The organism is Acidimicrobiales bacterium, assembly GCA_035536915.1.
Classification (GTDB): domain Bacteria; phylum Actinomycetota; class Acidimicrobiia; order Acidimicrobiales; family JAHWLA01; genus JAHWLA01.
In genome coordinates this window covers 24,176-48,116 of the sequence record DATLNE010000044.1, presented here as the reverse complement: position 1 = coordinate 48,116, position 23,941 = coordinate 24,176, and the positions used below count along the sequence as shown (strand labels likewise).

The window sequence follows — 23,941 nt, the reverse complement described above, 5'->3', positions numbered from 1 at the left end:
CCTGATGGCTTTGGCGATGGTCGCGGCCTGTGGGTCGCAGGGCGAGCCTGGCGTCAACGTCAAAGGCCTCGACGCCGACGTCGTCTTCGGGGTCAAGAACAAGGCAGGCACCCAGGCGCCCGGTGCCGCGCCGGACCAGCTCGCCCCCGACGAAGAGATCGCGCTCGTGGCCGAGGACACGGTGCAACCAGGCGGACCGCGCAGCTTCCGCCAAGAGGTGCAGCGCTCGGAGCCGTGCCCGGAGGCCAGCATCAACGCCTTTCCCAAAGAAGCCAGCACCGAGCAGGTGTCCGAACAGCCTGCGCCCGGGCGCTACCGGTGGCAGCGAGGCGGCACGACAAAGCTGGCGGCACTGCAAGGACAAGAGGTGCGGATCACGGGCTTCGAGGTGCGCGTCATCGAGAACGTCACCTTGACATCGGAATCGACGAACCCGGCCACCGACTACCCGGACAAGCGCAACTTCGTGTACCGCTACGACACGGTGCAGCCCTATGGCAAAGGCACTTTGCGCACGACATACCAAGTGAAGACGAATGCCGAGGCGCAACGCGAGGTGAAGCCGGTGACAGGCGATCCCCGCGTGCGCGCCGGCGACCCGGAACGTGGCTTGGCCATCGTCGGGGAGGTCTACAACACCCCCGACGGCGGGAGGGAGGAGCGAAGGTTCGTCCCGGCGCTGTTGATCCTCCCGCTTCCCATATCGCCGGGTGAGCAGTTCACATCGACGTCGGAGGTGTCCACCGTGGGCCTTCGTTCCGACATGACCCGCCAAGGCGCCGCTCGGTTCGACGGCACCATCAAGGCCAAGGAACGCATTGACGCCTGCGGCGACATCGTCGAGGGCTATCGCGTCGAGGGCAAGATGCAGCAGCCCGGGTTCACCACCGCCTACAACATCCTCGTGGCCACGCAGCTCGGCGCCATGATCATCGAGGAGCAGTACAAGTTCAGCGACGCGTTCGGTACCCACGACCTCCGCTTCGAGCTGGGCCAGCTCGTCCCGACTCCGTTAGCGAACCAAACGTGAACCTCGACAGCTTGCTCCCGCCGGGCAGTACGCGGCGCAACGCCGCCATCGGCGCCGCCGCCTTCGTCGCCGTACTCGTGTACACCCAGCTCCTGATGCCGGGGGCAGCCAGCGCAGGGCGGGGCACGCCCGTGGGGATCCTCTTCCGAGGCGTGGTCCTCGGCATGGTCAGTTCGTTGACGGCGGCGGGGATCATCCTCGTCTACCGCACGTTGCGCATCATCAACTTCGCCCAGACCGCAGTCGGTGCCGCGGGGGCGGTGCTCGTCTTCGAACTCATTCGCTACAGCTCGGTCCCGTTCCCCATCGCTTTCGCCCTCGGGTTGCTGCTCGGCGGGATCGTCGGCCTGCTGTTCGACCTCGCCTTCGGCCGTCGCTTCTTCAATGCCCCCCGGCTGGTGCTCACCGTGGTGACCATCGCGGCAGCCGCCTTCCTCGGCTCCAGCGCCGAGTTCGTGCGCCGTCTCCCGTTCTTCCCGCCGCTGGAGTCACGCTCGGTGGAAGAGACGTTCAACAGTGTTGCCCTCCTCGCCGACCTCCCGCTGCGGGGGTTCAGGTTCCACATCGGCGGCTTCTCCCAGCCCTTCGGGTTCGTGCACCTCTTCGCCATCGAGGTCGCCGTCGTCGCCCTGGTCGGCCTGTTCGTCTTCTTTCGCTTCACCAAGGCAGGCATCGCCCTGCGGGCCATGGCCGAGAACTCCGAGCGAGCGTCCTTGCTCGGCATCAACGTGGGCATGCTCTCCACCCTGGTGTGGGTCATCGCCGGCGTCCTCTCCGCGGCCAGCGTGACGACCACCGGCCTGCTGACCACGCCCGCGGCGGCCCAAGGCGTCGCACCTGCTGTCCTGCTGCCTGCCCTGGCCGCTGCCGTGGTGGGCCGTTTGCGCAGCTTCCCGATCACCGTCGCCGCTGCGGTGGGCATCGCCGTGCTGTCGGAAGCCACGGCGTGGTCGATCCGTGACGGGGGCGACTTTGTCAGCATCGGCCTGTTCGTGCTCGTGTGCGGCGCCTTGTTCGTGCAGCGTCGCCGCCGCGGTCGCAGCGAGTCCGGTGTGGAGGCCTCCTGGGAGGCGAGCAGGGAGCCTCGCGGCATCCCGCGCGAGCTCGCCGACATCGGCGTCGTGCGCTACACCCGTTGGGGGTTCATCGGCGTCGGCCTCCTTGCCGTTCTCGTGTTCCCCTTCACCGTGTCCGCAGGAGCGAGCCATACGGGCGGGTTGATCGCCCTCAACGGCATCGTCCTGCTCTCGCTGGTGGTGCTCACCGGCTGGGCGGGCCAGGTCAGCCTGGGCCAGTTCGGCTTCGTGGCCGTCGGTGCCATCGCGGGCGGGAGCTTCTCCCAGGCGGGCGTGCCGTTCTGGTTCGCAGCACCGCTCGGAGCCGCGGTGGCAGGAGCCTTCGCCGTGCTCATCGGGCTGCCCGCCCTGCGCATCCGCGGCTTGTTCCTCGGGATTACCACCTTCGCCTTCGCCGCCGCTGTCTATGCGGTGGTGTCGAGCCCTCGTTACTTCGGCGAGCTGCTCCCGCGCGACGTCGAGCGCCCGTCGTTGTTGTTCGTCGACTTCGACGACGAACGCAGCATGTACTTCCTCTCGGTGGCGTGCTTGGTGATCGCCATGGTCGCGGTGGCGAACATGCGCCGCAGCCGCGTGGGCCGCATCCTCATCGCCTCTCGCGAGAACGAAGCGAACCTCCAGTCGTTCGGTGTCAACGCCGTGCGTACCAAGTTGCTCGCCTTCGCGGTATCCGGGTCGTTGGCCGGCTTCGCCGGCGCGGTCATCATCCACCACCAGCGGGGGCTGAGCTCCGACTTCTTCTTTCCCGCCACCAGCGTCGAGCTCTTCGTGGTCGCCGTCATCGGCGGCATCGGCTCCATTGGCGGGGCGGTGATCGGCGCCACCTATGCCGAGGTGCTCGACCGCATCTTCGAGAACAACCAGATCTTCTTGTCGATCCTGGCGCTGCTGCCCTTGATCGTGCTCTACGCGGCGCCGGGAGGGTTGGTGTCCTTGTTCACGCAGGTGCGCGACTCGATGCTGCGCATCGTGGCCCAGCGCCGCCAGATCGTGGTGCCCAGCCTGTTCGCCGACTACGACCCCGAGGCCCTGGAGAAGCGCCTCGTCGTGCTGGCCGATCCCCTGGAAGGCGGCGGCCTGGCGGCGTTGGCGCCGGAGCAGCGGTTCGCCTTGGCGTCCGACCTGTACGAAGGGCGGGGTGCTCGGCTCGTCGACAAGGTGCAGGGCGCCAAGTCGACCGCCGAGGCGGCGGCCATCGGTGCTGCGGCGGAGGGAAGCTGATGGCAGCCAACGGGAACGGGAACGGGAACGGGAACGGGAACGGGAACGGGAACGGGAACGGGTCGACGGGTCGGCGCCGACGTCCGGCCGACGCGCCCACGACGACACAGCTCGACGACGGGCGCTTGGCGGCCGACGCCGAGCCCGAGCTCGACGAGGTGGCACTGCCCGCCGAGGTGGCTCCCGCCGGACTGTCGGGTGGGGCATCGGCGCTCGGCGCGCCGGTCGCACCTCCAGGCTCGGGCGGTGGGCTGCGCCGTGCCCTGCGTGAGGCGGGCAACTGGAAGGAGTTGCGCCGCACGCCCTACGGCTTGACGCCCGTCTTGATCATCGGGCTTATGACGTTCTTCCAGACGTTCGACACCAGGACCTTTTACCTGGCCCAGTTCGAGATCACCCGCGACCTCAACATCGAGTACGGCAACATCATCGGCATCATCGCCACGGTCGGGACGATCTCGATCATCGCGGGCCTGTTCATCGGCTACTGGGCCGACCGCCATCCCCGAGTGCCGCTGGTGGCCATCGGCTGCATCTTCTCCGGCCTGGCTGCCATGCTCACCGCGCGCGCTCGCAGTTCGTTCACCTTCGGCGCCCCGCGCGTCTTCGACGACGTGAGCGACACCGCCAGCCAAGTCCCCCGGTTCGCCTTGTTGGCCGACTACTACCCGTCGACGGTACGAGGCAAGGTGTTCGCCATCGTCGGCGGGTTGGCGCGAGTGGCCACCGTCTTGGCGCCGCTCATCGCCGGCGGCCTCATCGTGTGGCTGGGCTGGCGATGGACGTTCGCTTTCATCGGCTTCGGCATCGCCGTGACCGGGGTGCTGACCTTGGTGTTCCTTCGGGAGCCGGTGCGCGGCTACATGGAGCGCGTCGAGGCAGGAGCCGACGACGCCGTGGCCCGCACCGAAGACGAGCCCCAGTCGTTCGGCGAGGCATGGCGCTCGGTCATGGCCGTGCGCACCCTGCGGCGAACGCTGCTGGCCGACGTGTTCACCAACGTCTACGACGGTGTCTTCACCATCCTGTTCCCGGTGTTCCTGGCCGAGCACTACGGCCTGAGCGCCTTGGAGCGCGGGTTCATCCTCGCCCCTGGCGCGCTGCTCAGCGTCTTCGGCGCCTACATCGGTGGCGGGCTGGTCGACACCTTCATCCGTCGCAACCCGGGCCGGGTGCTCACCGCCCGGGGCCTGCTCGAAGTCATCTCCACCCTCGGCCTGCTGGCTGCGGCTTTCCAGCCTCCGCTGGTGATCCTGGTGGTGTTCTACGGGATCAACGCCTTCGGCCTGTCGTTGAGCGGCCCGGCGGCGAACTCGGTCTACAGCCAGGTCATCCCGCCCGCTGTGCGCACCCAGGGCTTGCAGATCTTCGGCTTGGCGGCCCTGCCGACCACCATCATCGCCCTGCCCGTCTTCGGCACCATCCGCTACGAGTACGGCTACGACTCCGTCTTCTTCGGCCTCATCCCCTTCGCCTTGATCGGCGCCGCTCTGGCCGCCAGTGCGGGTGGGTTCTTCGCCCTCGACCGGCGGGCTGCGCTTGCTGCATCGGTGGCGGCCGACGAGTGGCGCCGGGCCAAGGAGGCGGGAAGCACCAAGTTGCTGGTGTGCCGCAACGTCGAGGTCGAATACGACGGCGTGCAGGTGCTCTTCGACGTCGACTTCGACTTGGAGGAGGGCGAGATCCTCGCCCTCCTCGGCACCAACGGGGCGGGCAAGTCGACCCTTCTGCGCGCCATCAGCGGCACCCAGGAGGCATCCAATGGCGCCATCGTGTTCGACGGCCGCGACATCACCCACATGCCGCCCGACGAGATCGCCCACCGTGGCGTCATCTCCATGCCGGGCGGGCGCGGTGTCTTCCCCGGCCTGAGCGTGCGCGAGAACCTCGTGCTCGGCAATTGGATGACCGACGACGAGAACGTCGTCAAGGCCAGGGTCGCCGAGGTCTTCGAGATGTTCCCGGTGCTGGCTCGTCGTGCGGACGTGCTCGCCGGCGATCTCTCCGGCGGCGAGCAGCAGATGGTGTCGTTGGCGCAGGCGTTCCTGGCCGGGCCGCGCCTGCTGCTCATCGACGAGTTGTCGCTCGGGCTTTCGCCCGCCGTGGTGGGGGAGCTGTTGGAGATCGTGCGGGCCATCCACGCCCGGGGGACCACCATCGTGGTGGTCGAGCAATCGGTGAACGTGGCCCTCACGCTCGCGCAGCGGGCGGTGTTCATGGAGAAGGGCGAGGTGCGCTTCTTCGGCGAGACGGCCGAGTTGCTGCGGCGCCCCGACATCCTGCGAGCCGTCTACGTCAAGGGCACCGGCGCCCTTACCGACGGCCCGGCGTCGGCCATGCGCAGCGAGCGCGACCGCCGCGCCCTCGAGCTGGGCATCGCCGCCCCCGTTCTGGAAGTGCGCGACATCGTGAAGCGCTTCGGCGGCGTGACCGCCCTCGACGACGTCACCTTCGACCTCCGCGACGGCGAAGTGCTCGGCATCATCGGCCCCAACGGGTCAGGCAAGACCACCCTGTTCGACGTCATCAGCGGCTACCAGGCGCCCGACGGGGGCACCATCAGCTACGAAGGGGTCGACGTGACGACGTTGGGCCCGGAGGAACGGGCCAAACGCAAGCTCGTGCGGCGGTTTCAGGACGCCCGTCTCTTCCCCTCGCTCACCGTGTACGAGACGCTCCTCGTGGCCTTGGAGCAGCAGGTCGAGGTGCGCAACACCTTGATGAGCGCCGTGGGGATGCCGCATGCCCGGCGGGCGGAACGGCGCCTGCGAGCGCGCGCCGACCGCTTGGTCGAGCTGCTGGAGTTGGGCGCATACCGCGACAAGTTCGTGAAAGAACTGTCGACCGGCCTGCGCCGCGTCGTCGACCTGGCCTGCGTACTCGGAGCCGAGCCCCGAGTGCTGCTGCTCGACGAGCCTTCGACCGGAATCGCCCAAGCCGAGGCTGAGGGCTTGGGCCCGCTGCTACGGCGGGTGCGCTTCGAGACCGGTTGCTCGATCCTGGTGATCGAGCACGACATGCCGCTCATCTCGTCGATCTCCGACGAGTTGGTGGCTATGGCCCAGGGCCGCGTGTTGCGACGCGGCCTGCCCGACGACGTCCTCAACGACGAGGCCGTCATCGAGTCCTACCTCGGCACCAGCCAAGAAGCGGTGCGACGTTCAGGGAGCTTGGTATGAGACGGATCATCGGCGTGCTGGCGGCGGCAGCCCTGTTGTTGTCGGCCTGTGGCGACAAGAACAAGGTCGGCGACGAGTCGCTGCTCAACTTCAAGGACCAGACCCAGCAGCGCTTGGGGGCGACCACCACCACGGCGCCGACGGCGACCACTGCGCCGCCGACCACGGTGGCGGGCGGCAAGGCCGGCGTCGGCGCCACCACGACCGCGCCTGCGCGTGCGACCACCACCACGGCGGCCGTCACCTTCGACATCGCCATCAACAGCGACCAAGGGGGCAGCAGCCAGTTCGACCCGCCGTCGGCTCGCGTCTTCGTGGGCACCGTTGTCCGCTGGGTGAACAAGGACACCGTGAACCGGTCCGTCGAAGCTGACGGGGGGCGCTTCGCCTCGCCTCCCATTCCGCCCGGTGGCACATACACATACCGCGTCTCCACAGCGGGTCAGATCAACTACCACGACGGCACCCGTCCCTATGCGGTGGCGTCGTTGGAAGTGGTGAATCGGTGATCGCTCGGCGTTTCGCCGGGGCACTGCTGGCGGGCGCGCTGGCCTTGTCGGCGTGCGGCGGAGAAACCCAGCCTGCGGGCAAGGCAGGGGAGTCGATCGAGTCGATCGAGCCTTCGTTCCTTCCGCCCGAATTGCTGGGCCTTCGCATCGCCAAGGAAGACATGACCGAGGTCCTCACCGACGTCGACCGCAGCTATCTCGATGGGCTCGGCCTGTTCAGCATGCGGCGCGGCGACCTCCTCGAAGCGACCTTGCAGGTGAGCCGATTCGGTGACGACGCTCGTTACGGCGACGCCGACTTCCAAGCCCGGATGATCCAGCAGATCGGCAACGCCAAGGCCCGTGAAGCCAAGGTGGGGGACTTCGTCGTCCACTTGACTCGTGGCACCAAGCAGCAGATCTCGGTGTGGTTCGACGAGCGCTTCATGTTCGTGCTCGCCGTGCGCGACGACTTTGAACAACCGCGCGCCCTGCTCCGCTCGCTGTTGGGGACGAAGCCGTGAAGCGCCGCTGGTTGCTGGTCGCCGGCCTGGCCACCGTGGCGGCCATGCTGCCCGGGTGCGGCGAGAGCGAGGACGCCGCGGCCGAGGTTCGTGAGGCCATTCGACGCACCGAGAAGATGGCTCGTCGGTTCCAGTACACGGACCAGTCGGGGTCCCAAGGCGTGCTTGTGCAAGGTGTGGTCGAGGACGACTTCCGCTACCGGGCCCGCCTCAGCCTCAACCAGGAGCCGGTGATCGAGCAGGTCGTCAACGACGACGCCATCGCCGTCCGCGTCTTCAAGAAGGAGTTCGTCTCGCGATTGGTCGCCGGTGGGCCCGACACCGTTGCCGTCCCCACCGGCACAGGCAACGCCACAGTGACCGTGCCTGTCTCGGAAGCGCTCGGGCTTGGCCGTTGGATCGTCGACCGCCGCGGGGCTCCCACCATCGAGCCCAGTGACAAGGACACCGATCGGCTGGGCGTCGACCCCAGCTTCGACGCGCTGACGGCGCTGCGGTACGCGGAGCGGGCCATCGGCGAGGTGCCGTTCGTCCGGCGCTTCAACCCCGAGGCGCTCGACTACAAGCCGGCCGAGGACCCCTTCCCGCACCCGCCGGAGGGCTCCGGCATACAGCGGTTCGACTACCAGCGCCCCCCGCTCCCCCGGCGGGCCGACGCGGCGGCGGGCGGGAACGAGGCCGTCCCCGACCTCCGGCATTTCCGTCGTCTGTCCGTCTACGTGAAAGACGGGCTCATCGTGGAGATGTTCGAGGCGATCGACGTGGAGACGCGCCTCCGCGAGCTGGGGCGCATCTACGACGTCAACTTCGGCGACGTGGCGCCCGGCCAGGCCGCGGCTGTGGCCGTCGACGCCATCAATGCCCTGCGCCGCGGCCAAGGCAAAGAGCCCATGCGGGTTCGGTCGATGTCGCTGCGGCTCACCGACCTCGGCAAGGTCGAGAAGATCGAGCTGCCGCCGGACGCCCTGACCGCGGGGGTGCAGCTAGTGGCCGCTCGCGCCCGTGCCGAGTCCGTCGGCGGCGGAGGCGGCGGCGAGACGTCGACGACCACGACCTCTGCGCCGTCGGGGTGAAAGACCGCATCGGCATCGCCGTGCTCGCGGTGGTCGCCGTGGTGCTGGTCGGACTGGTGGCGGTGCGGGCGTGGCAGTTGTTCAGCCCGCCGACACGAGAGCGCACGGTGCAGGTCCGCCCCGGTGAGATGACCGCACAGGACGCCTTCTATCGGCGGCCCACCAAGGAGACGGTCGTCCGCGGCTACGTCTTTGCCGGCGGCGGCTTCCCGGCCCGTCTCTGCACCGGCCTGCGCACCGGCTCGCCCGCCGACTGTGTCGGGCCGTACCTCGTGCTGGAGAACCTCGACCCGTCCCGCGTGCCCGTGCGCGAAGCCAAAGGCGTGGTGTGGTCGACCGAGCCCATCGCCTTCCTCGGCACGGTCACCGCGGACCGCCTCACAGTGCGCGAGATCGTGGGTTGAGCGGCGCTACTCCCACTTGAAGGTGGCGGCCGCCGCGGCCGGTGCGAGCACGGCCCACACGGCCAGCACCAGCCACGCCCGCCCGGGCACGCCGCTGCCGAAGGCGCCGTGCACGGCGTCCGACAGGGCACCGGCAGGCAGCACCCGCGAGGCGGCCTGCAGCGGCCCGGGCAGCTTGTCGAGGGGCACCACCATGCCGCCCAGCAGCAACAGCACGAGGTAGAGCCCGTTGGCGGCCGCCAACGTCACCTCGGCCTTGAGCGAGCCTGCCATCAGCAGGCCCAGCCCGGCGAAGGCCACCGTGCCCAACAACAGCGCAGCCGCCGCCTGCAACGGCTCGCCGCCCGGCGCCCACCCCAACAGTCGGGCCACCCCCACCAGCACCGCCACCTGCACCACCTCCACCGCCAGCACCGCAGCGGTCTTGGCCGCCAGCAACGCAGGCCGCCCCAGCGGCGTCGTGCCCAGCCGCTTGAGCACCAGGTACTGCCGCTCGAACCCGGTGGCGATGCCCAGGCTCACCATGGCCGTGGACATGACCGCCAACGCCAGGATGCCCGGGGCCACGAAGTCGACGTCGACGTCGAGCACGTCGACCGAGGAGAAGAACACCAGCAGCACCACGGGGATCCCCAGCGCCAGCAGCACCGACTCGCCCCGCCGCAACGTCATCAACACCTCGGCCCGCGCCTGGGCCACCACCATGCTCACGACTGCCCGCCAGTCAGCCGCAGGAACACGTCCTCCAACGTGTGCCGCCCCACCCGCAGGTCGGCCAACGGCAGGTCGCGCTCGGCCAACCACGCCGTCAGCGCCGCCACCAACTGCGGCGACGACGTCCCCTCGACCCGGTACTCGCCCGGCTGCTCCTCCACCACGGCCACGCCCAACGCCGCCGAAAGCGCACCCACATCGAGCCCCGCCGGTGCCCCGAACCGCACGCCCTCGCCGCCGCGCATCAGCGAGTCGGGCGTGCCCTCGGCCACCACCCGGCCCCGGTCGACGATCACCACCCGGTCGGCCAGCTTCTCCGCCTCGTCCAGCTCGTGCGTCGTCAGCAGCACGCACACGCCCGCGTCGCGCAGCGACCGGATCACCGAGCGGATCAGCACCCGCCCGTGCGGGTCGACGCCCGCCGTGGGCTCGTCGAGGAACGCCACCGACGGTCGCCCCACCAACGCCAAAGCCAGCGACAACCGCTGCTGTTCGCCCCCCGACAACCGCCGCCACGGCGTGGTCGCCGCCCGGCCTTCCAGGCCCACCGTCGCCAGCAGTTCCTCGGCGGGCACAGGGTCGTCGTAGTACGCCGCGAACAGCCGCAGCGCGTCGCGGGCGTGCATCGACGGGTACACCCCGCCCTTCTGCAGCATCACCCCGATGCGGGGCAACAGTTCCCGCGACCCCGGCGCCATGCCCAACACCCGCACGGTCCCCGACGACGGCTTGCGGTAGCCCTCCAGCGCCTCCACGGTGGTCGTCTTGCCTGCGCCGTTGGGCCCCAGCAACGCCAGCACCTCCCCGGCCGAGGCGGTGAACGACACGCCGTCGACGGCCACCACGTCGCCGTAACGCACGACGAGCGACGACACATCGATGGCGGGCACGGCCGGACGCTACCGTTCTCGAACCATGCTCGATGTCCGCCGCCTTCGTACCGACCTGGAAGCGACCAAGGCGGCGCTGGCGCGCAAAGGGGTCGACGCCACCGTGCTCGACGTGGCCGCCGCCCTCGACGCCCGGGTGCGCGACCTGGCTACCAAACGCGACGACATGCGGGGCCGCATCAAGGCCCTCTCCAAGGAGGTCGGCCAAGCCCACCGCCACGGCGAGGAGGACAAGGCCGAAGCCCTCGCCACCGAGAGCCGCACCCTCGGCGAGGAGGAACGCACGCTGGCCGCCGAGGCCGAGGCGGCCGAAGCCCGCCTGCGCGAGATCCTGCTGACGACGGCCAACACGCCCTCGCCCGACGCTCCCGAGGGGCTCACGGCCGACGACAACGTGGTCGTGCGCACCGTCGGTTACGACACTGCCACCTACGCCGCCCACCAGCGGGTGCCCCACTGGGACATCGGCGCCGACCTCGGCATCCTCGACCTCGAACGGGGGGCGAAGCTCTCCGGCTCGATGTTCGTGATGTTCCGTAAGCAAGGCGCCACCTTGGCCCGCGCCTTGTGCCAACTGGCCCTCGACCGCAACGCCGATGCCTTCGAGGAGATCCGCCCGCCCACCCTGGTGCGCACCGAAACCATGGTGTCGACCGGCCACCTCCCCAAGTTCGAGGAGGAGGCGTACCACCTCGAACGCGACGACCTGTGGGCCATCCCCACCGCCGAGGTGCCGCTGACCTCGCTGGCCCGCGACGAGATCCTCGACGAGGCCGACCTGCCGATGCGGGTCATGGCCTACACGCCGTGCTTCCGCCGGGAAGCAGGCTCGGCGGGGCGCGACACCCGCGGCCTGTTGCGGGTCCACGAGTTCGACAAGGTGGAGATCCTCGCTCTGTGCACCGAGGCCCAAGCCCACGCGCTGCACGAGGAACTGGTGGACCGCGCCACAGGCACCCTCGCCGCCCTCGGCCTGGCCTACCGGGTCGTCGACCTGGCCGCGGGCGACCTGTCGTTCAGCGCCGCCCGCTGCTTCGACATCGAGATCTACGCCCCCGGCTGCGACCTGTGGCTGGAGGCCAGCTCGGTGTCGTGGTTCGGTGACTTCCAGGCCCGCCGGGCCAACCTGCGCTACCGCCCGCAGGCCGGCGGCGGCACCACCATGGCCCACACCCTCAACGGCTCAGCCCTCGCCGTGCCCCGGGTCTGGGCGGCGTTGGTGGAGACCCATCGCCGGCCCGACGGCACCGTGCGCATCCCCGACGCCCTGCGTCCGTACATGCGGGGCGCCGAGGTGATCGGGCCGTCGTGACGGCCGAGCTCGACGCCACCGCGGCGGCCCGCCTACGCGACAGCGACCAGCGTTACACCGAGAGCCGCCGCCGCATCGTCGGCATCCTGGCCGACGCGGGCCGGCCCCTGACCATCGCCGAGGTGCAGGCGGCGGGCCACGGCCTGCCGCAGAGCTCCGTCTACCGCAACATCGCGGTGCTCGAACAGGCGGGCGTGGTGCGCCGGGTGCTGGCCGCCGACGAGTTCGCCCGCTTCGAGCTCGACGAAGACCTCACCGAGCACCACCACCACCTGGTGTGCGTGTCGTGCGGCTCGGTGGCCGACTTCACCATGTCGCCCTCGCTGGAGCAGACCCTCGACCGAGCCATCGACAGCGTGGGCCACGAGACCGGCTTCACCGTGCAGAACCACCGCCTCGACCTGGTCGGCGTCTGCGCTCAGTGCGCGAGACTAAGCAACTAAGAATCATTCTCAACTCCGGGCTAGAGTGCGGACATGCGCCGGATCGTTCTCGCCGTGCTCGTCGTGTTCGCCGCCTGCGGTGACAACCGGGGCAACGACGACGGCCGGCCAACGGTGGTCGCCTCGTTCTTCCCCCTGGCCGAACTGGCCCGGGCCGTGGGCGGCGCCGACGTGGTCGTCCACGACCTCACCCCGCCGGGCGTCGAGAGCCACGACTACGAGCCCAGCACCCGCGACATCGATCGCATCGAGGATGCCGACGTGGTGCTCTACCTCGGGGGCGGCTTCCAGCCTGCCATCGAACGCACTGCAGGCCGGGCCCAGAAGGCCGTCGACCTCTTGGCCTCGGCGCGGGCCGACGGCGACCCCCACCTGTGGCTCGACCCCACCGCCATGGTGGCCTGGGTCGACGTGGTCGCTCGCGCCGTGGGCGTCGACCACGCGGGCGACTTCCGTCGAGCGTTGCGCGACCTCGACGACGAGTACCGCCGCCGCCTGGCGCCGTGCCGCAGTCGGGTCATCGTCACCACCCATGACGCCTTCGGCCACCTGGCCCGGCGCTACAACCTCGAACAGCAGCCGTTGACCGGCATCACGCCCGACGCCGAGCCCGACCCCAAGCGCCTGGCCGAACTGGCCGACCTGGTCCGTGCCCGGGGCGTCACCACCGTCTTCACCGAGGGCACCGACGACGCCAAGGCGGCCGAAGCCTTGGCCCGTGAAGCGGGCGTGCGTACCGCCGTGTTGTCGACCTTGGAGCAGCCCGTCGACGGCGGGTACATCGCCGGCATGCGCCGCAACCTCGACACCCTGACGCAGGCACTGCAGTGCTGAAGGCCGAGGGCATCTCGTTCTCTTACGGCACCGACGTAGTGCTCGACGACGTGACCTTCGCCGTCGACCCGGGCGAGTTCGTCGCCCTCGTCGGTCCCAACGGCTCGGGCAAGTCGACGCTGTTGCGCATCCTGCTCGGCCTCCTGCGCCCGACCCGAGGCGAGGTCACGCTGTTCGGTGAGGCGCCCGACCGCCTGCACGACCGGTGGCGCATCGGCTACGTGCCCCAGCGCCCCGCCCTGGCCCGCGAACTGCCCGCCTCGGTGGAAGAGGTGGTAGCCGCCGGGCGCCTGGCCCGCACCGGCTGGCGGCGCAGGCTGCGGGCGGCCGACCGCGAGGAGATCGACCACGCCATGCGAGCGGTCGCCCTCCACGACCTGCGCCACCGCCGCGTGCGCGAGCTGTCGGGAGGCCAGCAGCAGCGGGCCTTCATCGCCAAGGCGCTGGCCGCCCAGCCCGAACTGCTGGTGCTCGACGAGCCGGTGGCGGGCGTCGACCTGGAGTCGCAGCGCCGCTTCCGCGACTCCCTCGTGCACCTGGTGGCCGAGCACCAAGCCGCCGTGCTCCTCGTCTCCCACGAGCTGGGTGCGGTGGCCGAAGACCTCGACCGGGTCATCGTCCTGCGCCACGGCAAGGTGTTCTTCGACGGGCCGCCCGCCGACCTGCGGGCCACCGGCGTCAGCCTCGGCGTGCACGAGGAAGACCTGCCGCTGTGGCTGGAAGGCCTCGGCGACCGATGATCCCGCTGCCGTATCCGTTCGACCGCGAGTACATGCAGTTGGCCCTTCTGGCGGGCCTGGCCGTCGGCGCTTCGGCCCCACTCATCGGCGCCTTCCTGGTGCAGAAGCGCCTGGCCCTCATGGGCGACGGCATCGGCCACCTCGCCTTTGCAGGCGTCGCCGCGGGCCTCCTGCTCGGCACTGCGCCCATCGCCACCGCTCTCGTCGTCGCCGTGGCCGGCGCCCTGGCCATCGAGCGGCTGCGGGCGAGGGGCCAAGCTTCGGGTGACCTCGCCCTGGCCCTGTTCTTCTACTCCGGCATCGCCGCGGGCGTGGTGCTGGTGGGGGCGTCCGACAACTTCGACGCGGGCCTGCTCACCTACCTCTTCGGCTCCATCCTCACCGTCTCGCCCGCCGACGCGTGGACGGTGGTGGGCCTCGGCCTCGCCATCATCGCCGTGGTCGCAGTGATCGGACGCGCCCTGTTCGCCGTGGTGCTCGACGAGGAGTCGGCCCGGGTGGCGGGCCTGCCCGTCGACGCCCTCAACGCCGCCCTGGCCGCCTTGGCCGCCGTGGCCATCGTGGCCGCCATGCGGGTGGTGGGCGTCCTCCTCGTCGCTGCCCTCATGGTCCTGCCGGTGGCCACCGCCCAGTTGGTGGCCGGCTCGTTCCGCGGCACCATGCGGCTGGCGGCGGTCATCGGCGTCGTCTCGGTGGTGGTCGGATTGGCCGTCGCCCGCCACGGCGGGCTGCCCCCCGGAGGCACCGTCGTGCTCGTCGCCGCCGTCCTCTTCGCCGTCGTGTCGGTGCGGAGTTGGGATCGCGGCGCGCACCGGAGGTAGGGTGCCCGGCCGTGACCACGGCGCAAATCGTGTTCTCCATCGCCCTCGGCGCCATCACCCTCCTTGTCACCGGCTTCGCCCTCTACGTGCTGTCGAGCACGGTGTGGGCCGACCGGTGGATCCGGAGGGGCCGATGAGCCCTCGGGGGACGGTTTACAAAGGGAAGTCGGGACAGTGGGCCTTCGTGACCCACCGCATCACCGGCTTCCTCGTCTTCTTCTTCCTGCTGCTCCACATCATCGACGTGTCGTTGATCGCGCGGCCCCGGCTCTACGACGAGGTGCACCAGCTCTACGGCAACGTGGTGCTGCGGCTGTTCGAGGTGGGCCTGCTGTTCGGCCTCGTGTACCACTCGCTCAACGGCCTGCGCATCGTGCTGATCGACTTCTTCCCCGGCGTCATCCGTCGGGAGAAGGAAGTGCTGTGGGGCGTGGCCATCCTCTCGGTGGTGCTGACGATCCTCGGCGGCACCGTGATCATGTGGCCGTTCATCGAAGGACGCATCCTTTAGTGCCCACCGTCACAGAACGCCCCCGAGGCGGGCAGAAGCTGCAGCGACGGCCCCGTCAGAACTTCGAGACGTGGTCGTGGTTCTTCATGCGGATCTCGGGGCTCATCCTCATCTTCCTGTCGTTGCTCCACTTCGCCATCACCCACATCATCAACGACGTGGTCGAGACCGACGCCCACTTCGTGGCCCAGCGCTGGGACAACCCGATGTGGCGGATGTTCGACTGGGTGCTGCTGACCCTCGCCATGCTCCACGGCCTCAACGGCCTGCGCTGGATCATCGACGACTACGTGCGCTCGCCCGGTCGGCGGGCCACGGTGAAGGCGGTGCTCTACAGCGTGTCGGGCGCCCTGTTCGCCTACGGCACCTTCACCATCGTCGCCTACGCCGGCATCGACTGACACGCCGCGCAGCGGCCCAGCACGGCGAAGTGGTTGGGCCGCATGCGGAAGCCGTAGTCGGCCTGCAGCTTGCGGGCCACTGAGGCGAACAAGCGCTCCGGCACCTCGGTGACCTCCCCGCACGCCTCGCACACCAGGTGCTGGTGCGTCGCTTCGGTCAGGTGGTACACGGCCCGGCCGTGGCCCAGGTGCACGTGGTCGACCACCCCCAACTCCTCGAGGGCGTCGAGCGTGCGGTAGACGGTCGACAGGTGGGGCTCGCCCACGGCGGCGGCCAGGTCTTCGGCGGTGACGTGGTCGTCGGCCTCCAGCAGGGCGGTCACCAACTGGCGGCGCGCGCCGGTCACCCGTCCGCCCGCAGCACGGATGCGCTCGAGGATGCGCTCGGGGTCAGCCACCGAAGAAGGCGGGCAGCAGGCTCTCCTGGCCGAGCACGAAGAGCGTGCCGAGCACCAGGCTGGCGGCGCCGGTGACCACGGCGACGGCGACGTAGATGCGCCAGTGCCGTTCGGCGTGGAGGAACCCGAAGGTCGAGGCCAAGGCGATGGCGGTGTTGGTGGCTACCAGTCCGATCACGAAGGCGACCAGCATGGCCACCCCGCCCGCGGCGCCCGCCACGCCTGCCGCAGTGACGAACAGGACCACTTGGGTCGGCGTTTCGGCGCCGACGCCGTGGAGGGCGCCGATGCCCAGCGCCGTGCGGGTGCCGTAGCCGTCGAAGGGATCGGGGGGCAGGGTGCCGATGTGGCGATGGGCGTGACGGTGGGCGACCTGCACGGGGGCGCCGGCTGCCACCGGGCGGGGCTCGGAACCGTGGTGGTCGTCGTCGTGGGGGTGATCGTGTTCGACCACCAGGTGGCGGTCGCGCAGGCGCCTGATGCCGGAGAAGAGCAGCGTCCACCGGCTGCGCAGGCGGAAGTCGCGGCCGTGGCGGGCCAGCGACCAGAAGACGTAGACCCCGAGCACGACCAGGGTGGCGCCCACCACGCGGCCCATGGCGGCGTCGAGGCCTTCGGGCAAGCGGTCGCCCGCCACGATGGCGGCCACGCCGAGCACGAACACGACCGCCGCGTGGCCCAGGGCGTACAACGTGGCCAGCAGCATCGAGCGGCGACGGTCCGACTGGGCCGAGGTGAGGTCGGCGATGGCCGCCAAGTGGTCCCAGTCGACGCCGTGGCGCAGGCCGAACCCGAAGGCGGTGGCCAGCAGCCCAATATGGAAGCCTTCTTCCACCAGCGCTCCTTGTTGCGAATCACTCGCAGTATAGGATCAGCGCACGACCGAGATCTTCTCGCCCGGCACCCGGGTCGGCTCCAAGCCGTGCTTGGCGCACAAGGCGGCGAACACCCGGGCGTCGTAGACGGCGCACCCGCGGGGGTCGTTGTTGAAGAACACGAACACGTCGGCCTCGGGCGGAAACAGCTCGGCCAGCGTGCCCACCCACCGGTCGAGCCGGCCCTTGGTGTAGCAGGGCCGCGGCGTGCCGGTGCCGTCGTGGAAGCGCAGGTAGCCCCATTCGGCCGTCGTCCAGGCGGGGACCGTGCGCTTTGTGCTGTCGGCCATGCACCACGCGGCGCCGTGCGAGCGCAGCACATCGCACGTCTCGGCTGTGTGCCACGTCTCGTGCCGGAACTCGACGGCCAGCCGCCAGTCGGACGGGAACAGCGACAGCGCGGCGTCGAGCCGTTCGTTGTCGGCCTTCATCGTGGGCGGCAACTGCAGAAGCACCGGCCCCAGCTTCGAGCCCAGGCACGACGCCCGCTCCACGAAGCGCTGCACCGGCTCCTCGGGGTCCTTCAGCCGCTTGATGTGGGTGAGGAACCGGCTGGCCTTCACCACCATGACGAAGTCGTCGGGCGCGCGTTCCGCCCAGGCGGTGAACGTCGACGCCTCCGGCAAGCGGTAGAACGCGTTGTTCACCTCCTGGGTCTGGAACCGCTCGGCGTAGTACTCCAGCCAGTTGGCCTGCGGCAGGTCGCCCGGGTAGAAGGTGCCGCGCCAGTCGCGGTACTGCCAGCCCGACGTCCCGATCAGGACGGGCACGTCAGCGCCGGGTGAGCACCGAGGTGACGGCTCGCTTCCCAGTGGTGATCACCCGGTCGAGGATGGCCACGGGCAGCCCCACGATGATGTTGAGCGGCGGGGTGTCGGGGGCGAACGGATGGGGCCGGGTGGGGGCCGCTTCCTTGGCCTGGGCCAAGGCGTCGCCCATCTCCTCCAGCTCCTGCACGGTGAAGGCGTCGCGTGCCTTGGCGAAGAGCTCGTCCTCTTCCTCCTGCACGTGGTGGCGCACGTTCTCGATGAGCACGGTGAACTTGGCGTCGAAGCGCTCGTGGGTGGCGGGCGTCTTCTCCAGCTCCTTGAGCATCATCTTGGCGGCGTGGTGCTCTTCCAACGCTTCGAGGACGGTGAACTCGTCTTCCGGCAGCCGATCACGCAAGGCGGGGTAGAGGACTTGCTCCTCGATCACTGCATGTGTGGCCAGGTGCTCGATGACCAGTTCCGCCACTCGCGTCTTTTCCTCGACGTCGTCGGCGCCGACCTTCTCGAATCGTGCGAAGAGGGCCTCGACGTTGGCATGGTCCTGCTTCAAAAGGGTCAGCGCATTCATGGGTGCGTTCCTTCCCCTTCTGCCTATCGGTAAAGCGCCCGTCCTTCTTCGTGCAGCCGGCGGGCCACTTCCATGTCGGCTTGGTCGGCCCCGTCGCCGCCGAACCCCTCCATCTCCAACAGGGCGGGAAGCCCCTCGAAGGCGGGGTGGCCGAGGAAGGCTCGCAGCGGCGCTTCGCCCATGTCGCCGTCGCCGAGGTTGGCGTGGCGGTCGCGGTTGGAGCCGAACGGCACCTTGGAATCGTTGACGTGCAGGCACCGCAACCGCTCCACGCCGACCAACGTGTCGAGGGACTCGACCACGGCGTTCATTTCCTCGGCGTCGCCGAAGGCGATGCCCGACGCCCACAGGTGCTGGCTGTCGAGGCACACGCCGAGGCGTTCGTCGCCGTCGAGGGCGTCGACCACCCGCGCCAACTCGTCGAACGTGCGGCCTACCGTGCCCCCCGCCCCGGCCGCGTTCTCCAGCAGGATCCGCGGACAGCCCTCCACTTCGTCGAGGGCATCGCGCAGAGCGGTGGCGACGGCGGGGAGGCGGGCCTCGAAGCCCGCGCCCACGTGGCTGCCGATGTGGAGGACCAGCCCCTCGGAGCCGATGGCCGTGGCCACCTTGAGGTTCTCCACCAGGCAACTGCGGGAGCGCCCGTAGACCTGCGGGTCAGGCGCGGCCAGGTTGATCAGGTAGGTGGCGTGGCACAGCCACGCCTGTACCACCGGGCTGCGGCGCCGGCGTGCGGCAATGGCGGACAGAGCCTCGGTGTCGCGTGAGGTCGGCGCCCATCGGCGCGGGCTTTGGGTGAAGACCTGGATGACTTCCAGCCCACGCGCCTCACCGAGGGCCACCGCCGCCTCCAGGCCACCGGTCTGCTTGACGTGGGCGCCGAAGAGCACGACGCCGAGTCTGGCACTACTCGATTCGGCGTCGGCCGCCTGGAGCGGCGCCCTCGTCGTTGCGTTCGGCTGTCAGTAGGACCGCCGGCGGCGGATGATGCGACGGGACGAACTGATCGGCCGGAGCTGCGGCTCCTCCACGTACTCCTCTTCGAGAACCTCAGTGCCGCGGTCTCTGACGATGGGGCCGCGCTCGTAGTACACGCGCCGACGGGGACCGGCCACCCACGAGCCGGCAGCGACCACCAGCACCATGAGGACCACCAGGAGAATGAAGAAGGTGATCATGGTCGCGGTGTTCCCGGCCGGTTCGGGGCACAAACGACAGGGTGCGCGATCTCATCGACCGGCTGCGAGACGAAGACGTGGTGCTCTCGGCAGCAGGACTGGCCTTCTACGCCCTTGTCTCGGTGGCGCCGCTGGTGGTGCTGTCGTTGCGCCTTGCCGCGCTGGTCGTGGGCGACGACGCCGTGCGGCGCACCGGCGACGAGCTGGCCCGCTTGGCGCCCGAGAAGCTGGGGATCGACAAGATGTTCGGGGCAGTGGCCCAAGCGGGCACCGGCATCGGCTTCACCGCTGCGCTCACCGCACTGTGGCCTGCCTCGGCCTACGGGTCCGGACTGGTGCGGGCCTTTGACCGGCTGACCGGCGCCAAACGCCAGAACAAGGGCTTGCGCGGCCGCCTCCTGTCGTTGTCGCTGCTCGGCGTCCTGCCCGTCCTGGTGCTGGTGACCTTGGGCGTCATCGCCGTCGCCCCGCGCGTGCTGGGCGAAGGGACGGCTGCCGCCGTGGTGGGGTGGGTGCTCGGCGTGGTGATCGCCTTTGCCATGCTGACCGGACTGCACGCCCTCATCTACCGGGTGTTCGCCCCCCGGCCGCCCAAGGGCCGCGACCTGTTGCAAGGGGCAGTGCTGGCGTCGGTCGGCGTGACCGTGCTGTCGCTGGCCTACGCCGGGTACCTGCGCTTCGGCGCCGACTTCGGCAGCCGCTACGTGACCAGTGGCCTGGCCGCCGTGGTGCTGCTGGCCGTGTGGCTCTTCTTGGCCAACGGCCTCCTCCTGGTCGGCTACCGCGGCGTGGTGGAGCCGAGGAAGGGCGCCAAAGGCCCGTCCTCCAAGTCGTCGAGCAAGTCACGCGGGGTGCGGTAGACGGCGACGGCGCCCGCTTCCCGCAGCTCGGCCTCGCTGATGCCACCGGTGAGCACGCCGACGCACGGGAGGCCGCAGCGCTTGGCTGCCTCGACATCCCACACGGCGTCACCCACCACGACGGCGTGCTCGGCGTCGAGGCCCGCCTTGCCCATGGCCACTTCGAACACCTCGGGGTCGGGCTTGGCCTCGTCGACGTCGCCCGAGCTGGTGACCACGTCGAGCACGTCGTCGACGCCGAGGGCGTCGAGCAGGTCGCCCACGTCCTCCTCTTCCGACGACGACGCCAGCACCACCGCAGCACCGCTGTCGGCCACCGCCCGCAGCAGTTCCGGCGCGCCGGGAAAGGCACGGATCTCGGGCTTCATCGCCTCGAAGTGCTTGCGCCAGGAGTCCTTGAGGTCGTCGCGCCTTTCGCCTGTGAGCTCCTCCAGCAACAAGCCCGAGCCCATGCCGATGCGGCGGTGGATGTCGACCGTGGACACGTCGAGGTCGTGGTCGAGGAATGCCCGTCGCCACGCTGCGGTGTGGAGGTAGGTGGTGTCGACGAGGGTGCCGTCGATGTCGAAGATCACACCGCTGCGAGGAGCCATGCCAGCGCTCCTACCCATGTTTGCCCGCCCACACCGACGGGCACGGGTGGCCTCACAGACCTCCGGCTACGAAAGGGAGCGACATGTACATCGGCATCGGAACCCTCATCCTCGTCATCTTGCTGATCCTGCTTCTCACATAACGAGAAACCGGTTCAGCGCAGTTCTCTGCGCAGGACCTTGCCGGTGGTGTTCCGCGGCAGTTCGTCGAGGAACGCCACCTCCCGTGGGACCTTGTAACGAGCCAGGTGCTGCTTCACGTAGCCCTTGGCCTCTTCCTCGGTGAGGGCCGCCCCCGGCGCCGTCACCACGAAGGCCTTGAGGCGTTGCCCGAACTCGTCGTCGGGCACGCCCACCACGGCCACGTCGGCGACCGCGGGGTGGCGGGCCAACAGGTCCTCCACCTCTGTGGGGAACACGTTCTCGCCGCCGGAGACGATCATGTCGTCTTCCCGGCCGTCGACGAACAAGCGACCGCCTTCGTCGAAGTGGCCGACGTCGCCCACCGACAGCAGGCCGTCGAGCATGGGCTTGGTACCGCCGCCCGTGTAGCCCTCGAAGGGCAGTTCGTTGCCCACGAAGATGCGCCCTGTCTCACCCGTCGGCACGTCTCGGCCCTTGGCGTCGACCACCCGCACGGTGGTGCCGAGGGGCGGCTTGCCCGCGGTGCCGGGCGCGGCTCGCAGGTCTTCCGGCATGGCGATGCTGGCCCATGCCACCTCGGTCGAGCCGTAGAGGTTGTAGAGGTTGTCGCCGAAGCGGTCCATCCACTCGGTGGCCAGCTCCCCGGTGAGGGCCGAGCCGCTGGCGGCCACGATGCGCAGGCTAGAGGTGTCGTAGCGGTCGGTCACCTCCTTCGGGAGCGCCAGCATGCGCTGGAGCATGACGGGCACGACGACGAGCGTGGACGCCTTGTTCTCGGCGATGGCTCGCAGCGTGGCCTCGGGGTCGAAGCGCCGCTGCAACACGATGGTGGAGCCCAGGACGGTTCCCAACGTGAAGTGGGCCAGGCCCCACGAATGGAACAGGGGTGCGGCGATGACGGTGGTCTCGCGGCTGCGCAGGGGGATGCGGGAGATGATCGCCGCGGCGGCGCCGGGGCCCTTGGGCGGACGCCGGTTGGCCCCCTTGGGCGTGCCCGTGGTGCCCGAGGTGAGGATGACCACGCGGCCCGGCTTGGTCGGCGGCGTCAGCGAGGCGTCGCTGTGCTTGTCGGCCAACTCGGCGAGCGTCGGGTGCGGCGTGAGGCCGTCGTGCCAGGCCACGACCTGGGGCCGTTCGGCGGCGCAGCCCTCCACCAGGTCGGAGAAGTCGGCGTCGTAGACGACGGCGGTGGCGCCCTCGCGTTCCACGACCTCCGCCAGCTGCGGCCCGGCGAAGCCGGTGTTGAGGTAGAGGGCGTGGGCGCCGAGCTTGGAGACGGCGACGGTGGCCTCCACGAACCCTCGGCCGTTGCGGCACAGGATGCCGACGGGCGTGTCTTCTCGCACTCCCAGCTCACGCAGTCCCCGGGCCATGGCGTTGGTGCGGCGGTCGAGTTCGGCGAAGGTGAGCGAGCCCTCCTCGTCGATCAGCGCTGTCGCCGTGTCGAAGCGCACCGCTGCGGCGGTGTAGCCGCCCGCTGCGGTGGCCCCCCACTTCGCCATGGCCTTGCCCACGGCGAGCAGGCGGTCGGGGCGCTCCAACCCGATTATCCCTGCGCCCGAGAGCACGCGCATCACCTGCAGTTGGTGGCTTGCGTTGCCCAGCACGGCCTTGACGTCGATCACGGTGTTCCCCCTGCTCGTTGTCTGGACTGCGATGCAGCCCAGCGGAAGATGCCTTTCGCCATGGTGGACGTCTCGTCCTCCATGCGGCGTTCGTAGATGTCGCCCCGCACCCCGTGCACGGCAGCGTCGTCGGGCGCGGCGTGCGCTGCCAAGTCGGCCACGTGGCAGGCCAGGCGGAAGTCGCCTTGGTCGGCCAGTGTTGCGGCCCGTTCGGCCAGCCTGTGGGCGCCGCCCGCCAGGGCGGCGACCTCGGCTGCTAGCGCCGCGTCGGGGGCGGGCTTGAGCCGCGAGGGCTCCCCGTCGTACCAACCGCCGTACAGGCGCCACACGTTGCGCACCACGAACTCGGGCTCGTCGTAGACGGGCTGCAGGTACGGCCGGTCGGCCAGGTGGGCGGGCACCCGGACGGTGTGCACGACGTCGTCGAGGGTGGCGCCCTCGTTCATCATCGCCACCGTCTCGTCGTGCAGGTGCTCGAGCAGTTCTGCCGTCTCGCTCAGCGCCGTGCGGATGCGTTCGGCCCCGGCGATGGGCAGGCCGTGGCCGGGCAGCAGCAGCTCGGCGTCGAGGCCGGCCATCTCCCGCAGGGCGACGGCCCACTCCTTGGCGTAGCGCTGCACCTTCTGGGGGTTGCCTGCGTTGGGCGAGGCCCAGATGAACAGGTCCCCACAGCACAGCACGCGCTGGTCGGGCACCCAGGTCCACGTGTGGTCGTCGGTCTCGCCCCGGGCGTGGTGCAACTCGAAGCGCACTCCGCCGACGTCGAGGTCGTGGCGGTCGCGGTAGGTCTCGTCGGGATAGCGGTACTCCCGGGGCCAGCGCAGGTTGGGCAGGCCGAACTGCCGCTGGTTGACGATCTCGTTGTAGCCCGTGGTCAGCACGTAGCGGTCGAAGCGGTGCGGCAGCGCTTCGTGGGCCACGACGTGAGGCGGGCGCCAGCCGTTGGCCGCCGCCTCCTCCTCGAAGGCAGGTACGCCGAAGACGTGGTCGATGTGGCCGTGGGAGTAGACGGCGGTGTGCAGCGGGGCGGGCGTCCACGAGCGGATGGAGGAATGGACGACCTGGGCCAAGGGGAGGCTGCCGGTGTCGACGAGGACGAGGCCGTCGCCCGTGCGAAAGGCCGACACATTGGCGAAGGAGGGCAAGAAGGCGATGTCGTCGGCCATCGCTTCCAACTCGCCGATCGAGGTGACCGGGTGGTGGGAGGCGATGTCGGCTCGTCCGTCCCACAGCCGATCGACCAGGTCCAGCAGGCTGCCTCCCATGCTC

General features: G+C 69.9%; 27 protein-coding genes. 16 read left to right on the top strand and 11 right to left on the bottom strand.

Annotation, left to right across the window (positions count from 1 at the left end; all coding sequences use genetic code 11):
• Positions 1 to 10 precede the first annotated feature (10 nt).
• From VM938_12460 to VM938_12430, 7 genes are read left to right on the top strand one after another with little or no spacing between them, the layout of a single operon-like run.
• The gene (locus tag VM938_12460; protein ID HVF75854.1) at positions 11 to 1,030 is read left to right on the top strand and encodes a hypothetical protein; all 1,020 of its coding nucleotides are present in this window, start codon (positions 11 to 13) and stop codon (positions 1,028 to 1,030) included.
• Positions 1,027 to 3,327, top strand: coding sequence for an ABC transporter permease (locus VM938_12455; protein HVF75853.1), 2,301 nt, complete (start codon positions 1,027 to 1,029; stop codon positions 3,325 to 3,327). Before VM938_12460 ends, VM938_12455 begins: the two co-directional genes overlap by 4 nt.
• Complete coding sequence (locus VM938_12450; protein HVF75852.1) at positions 3,327 to 6,506, top strand: MFS transporter; 3,180 nt, start codon at positions 3,327 to 3,329, stop codon at positions 6,504 to 6,506. Before VM938_12455 ends, VM938_12450 begins: the two co-directional genes overlap by 1 nt.
• Positions 6,503 to 7,015, top strand: coding sequence for a hypothetical protein (locus VM938_12445; GenBank protein ID HVF75851.1), 513 nt, complete (start codon positions 6,503 to 6,505; stop codon positions 7,013 to 7,015). Before VM938_12450 ends, VM938_12445 begins: the two co-directional genes overlap by 4 nt.
• Positions 7,012 to 7,518 carry a hypothetical protein gene (locus tag VM938_12440; GenBank protein ID HVF75850.1) on the top strand — a complete coding sequence of 169 codons (507 nt, stop codon included), beginning with the start codon at positions 7,012 to 7,014 and terminating at the stop codon, positions 7,516 to 7,518. Before VM938_12445 ends, VM938_12440 begins: the two co-directional genes overlap by 4 nt.
• On the top strand, positions 7,515 to 8,591 hold the full coding sequence (locus tag VM938_12435) for a hypothetical protein (protein ID HVF75849.1): 1,077 nt from the start codon (positions 7,515 to 7,517) through the stop codon (positions 8,589 to 8,591). The genes VM938_12440 and VM938_12435 overlap by 4 nt, the downstream gene beginning before the upstream one ends.
• A complete protein-coding gene (locus VM938_12430) occupies positions 8,588 to 8,995 on the top strand; it encodes a hypothetical protein (GenBank protein ID HVF75848.1) in 408 nt (135 codons plus the stop codon). The genes VM938_12435 and VM938_12430 overlap by 4 nt, the downstream gene beginning before the upstream one ends.
• A 6-nt stretch (positions 8,996 to 9,001) precedes the next feature.
• On the opposite strand, the gene VM938_12425 is transcribed toward VM938_12430, so the two are convergent.
• Together VM938_12425 and VM938_12420 are read right to left on the bottom strand one after the other, a co-directional pair.
• Entirely contained in the window at positions 9,002 to 9,700 is a 699-nt protein-coding gene (locus VM938_12425; GenBank protein ID HVF75847.1) for an ABC transporter permease, read from the bottom strand.
• Positions 9,701 to 9,702: 2 nt separating this feature from the next.
• The gene (locus VM938_12420; GenBank protein HVF75846.1) at positions 9,703 to 10,599 is read right to left on the bottom strand and encodes an ABC transporter ATP-binding protein; all 897 of its coding nucleotides are present in this window, start codon (positions 10,597 to 10,599) and stop codon (positions 9,703 to 9,705) included.
• A gap of 25 nt (positions 10,600 to 10,624) precedes the next feature.
• On the opposite strand from VM938_12420, the gene serS reads away from it, so the two are divergent.
• From serS to VM938_12380, 8 genes are read left to right on the top strand one after another with little or no spacing between them, the layout of a single operon-like run.
• On the top strand, positions 10,625 to 11,911 hold the full coding sequence (gene serS, locus VM938_12415) for a serine--tRNA ligase (GenBank protein ID HVF75845.1): 1,287 nt from the start codon (positions 10,625 to 10,627) through the stop codon (positions 11,909 to 11,911).
• Entirely contained in the window at positions 11,908 to 12,354 is a 447-nt protein-coding gene (locus VM938_12410) for a transcriptional repressor (GenBank protein ID HVF75844.1), read from the top strand. Before serS ends, VM938_12410 begins: the two co-directional genes overlap by 4 nt.
• Before the next feature lie 33 nt (positions 12,355 to 12,387).
• Positions 12,388 to 13,188 (top strand): metal ABC transporter substrate-binding protein, encoded by an 801-nt coding sequence (locus VM938_12405; GenBank protein HVF75843.1) that lies wholly within the window; start codon positions 12,388 to 12,390, stop codon positions 13,186 to 13,188.
• Entirely contained in the window at positions 13,182 to 13,928 is a 747-nt protein-coding gene (locus VM938_12400) for a metal ABC transporter ATP-binding protein (protein ID HVF75842.1), read from the top strand. The genes VM938_12405 and VM938_12400 overlap by 7 nt, the downstream gene beginning before the upstream one ends.
• Entirely contained in the window at positions 13,925 to 14,749 is an 825-nt protein-coding gene (locus VM938_12395; protein HVF75841.1) for a metal ABC transporter permease, read from the top strand. The genes VM938_12400 and VM938_12395 overlap by 4 nt, the downstream gene beginning before the upstream one ends.
• Positions 14,750 to 14,760: 11 nt before the next feature.
• Positions 14,761 to 14,886: a hypothetical protein gene (locus tag VM938_12390; GenBank protein HVF75840.1), complete on the top strand. Its 126-nt coding sequence runs from the start codon at positions 14,761 to 14,763 to the stop codon at positions 14,884 to 14,886.
• Positions 14,887 to 14,933: 47 nt separating this feature from the next.
• Positions 14,934 to 15,260, top strand: coding sequence for a succinate dehydrogenase, cytochrome b556 subunit (gene sdhC, locus VM938_12385; GenBank protein HVF75839.1), 327 nt, complete (start codon positions 14,934 to 14,936; stop codon positions 15,258 to 15,260).
• A complete protein-coding gene (locus tag VM938_12380) occupies positions 15,260 to 15,661 on the top strand; it encodes a succinate dehydrogenase hydrophobic membrane anchor subunit (GenBank protein ID HVF75838.1) in 402 nt (133 codons plus the stop codon). Before sdhC ends, VM938_12380 begins: the two co-directional genes overlap by 1 nt.
• Here the strand turns inward: VM938_12380 and VM938_12375 are convergent.
• From VM938_12375 to VM938_12350, 6 genes are all read right to left on the bottom strand, one after another.
• Positions 15,643 to 16,059 (bottom strand): Fur family transcriptional regulator, encoded by a 417-nt coding sequence (locus VM938_12375; protein HVF75837.1) that lies wholly within the window; start codon positions 16,057 to 16,059, stop codon positions 15,643 to 15,645. The two genes, VM938_12380 and VM938_12375, sit on opposite strands and share 19 nt — an antisense overlap.
• Positions 16,052 to 16,894, bottom strand: a complete 843-nt coding sequence (locus VM938_12370) for a hypothetical protein (protein HVF75836.1) — start codon at positions 16,892 to 16,894, stop codon at positions 16,052 to 16,054. Before VM938_12370 ends, VM938_12375 begins: the two co-directional genes overlap by 8 nt.
• Positions 16,895 to 16,930: 36 nt before the next feature.
• Positions 16,931 to 17,704: a DUF72 domain-containing protein gene (locus VM938_12365; protein HVF75835.1), complete on the bottom strand. Its 774-nt coding sequence runs from the start codon at positions 17,702 to 17,704 to the stop codon at positions 16,931 to 16,933.
• 1 nt (position 17,705) lies between these two features.
• Positions 17,706 to 18,272, bottom strand: coding sequence for a hemerythrin domain-containing protein (locus VM938_12360; protein HVF75834.1), 567 nt, complete (start codon positions 18,270 to 18,272; stop codon positions 17,706 to 17,708).
• 23 nt (positions 18,273 to 18,295) lie between these two features.
• On the bottom strand, positions 18,296 to 19,162 hold the full coding sequence (locus tag VM938_12355) for a deoxyribonuclease IV (GenBank protein HVF75833.1): 867 nt from the start codon (positions 19,160 to 19,162) through the stop codon (positions 18,296 to 18,298).
• A 72-nt stretch (positions 19,163 to 19,234) separates the two neighbouring features.
• Positions 19,235 to 19,450 carry a hypothetical protein gene (locus tag VM938_12350; GenBank protein HVF75832.1) on the bottom strand — a complete coding sequence of 72 codons (216 nt, stop codon included), beginning with the start codon at positions 19,448 to 19,450 and terminating at the stop codon, positions 19,235 to 19,237.
• A gap of 41 nt (positions 19,451 to 19,491) precedes the next feature.
• Between VM938_12350 and VM938_12345 the strand changes: the two genes are divergently transcribed.
• Positions 19,492 to 20,310, top strand: coding sequence for a YihY/virulence factor BrkB family protein (locus tag VM938_12345; GenBank protein ID HVF75831.1), 819 nt, complete (start codon positions 19,492 to 19,494; stop codon positions 20,308 to 20,310).
• Here the strand turns inward: VM938_12345 and VM938_12340 are convergent.
• The 3 genes from VM938_12340 to VM938_12330 all read right to left on the bottom strand — a co-directional run bounded on the left by VM938_12340 (position 20,229) and on the right by VM938_12330 (position 23,937).
• Complete coding sequence (locus VM938_12340; GenBank protein ID HVF75830.1) at positions 20,229 to 20,903, bottom strand: HAD family hydrolase; 675 nt, start codon at positions 20,901 to 20,903, stop codon at positions 20,229 to 20,231. The genes VM938_12345 and VM938_12340 overlap by 82 nt on opposite strands.
• A 155-nt stretch (positions 20,904 to 21,058) precedes the next feature.
• Complete coding sequence (locus VM938_12335; protein HVF75829.1) at positions 21,059 to 22,672, bottom strand: AMP-binding protein; 1,614 nt, start codon at positions 22,670 to 22,672, stop codon at positions 21,059 to 21,061.
• On the bottom strand, positions 22,669 to 23,937 hold the full coding sequence (locus VM938_12330) for an alkyl sulfatase dimerization domain-containing protein (GenBank protein HVF75828.1): 1,269 nt from the start codon (positions 23,935 to 23,937) through the stop codon (positions 22,669 to 22,671). Before VM938_12330 ends, VM938_12335 begins: the two co-directional genes overlap by 4 nt.
• Positions 23,938 to 23,941: the final 4 nt, after the last annotated feature.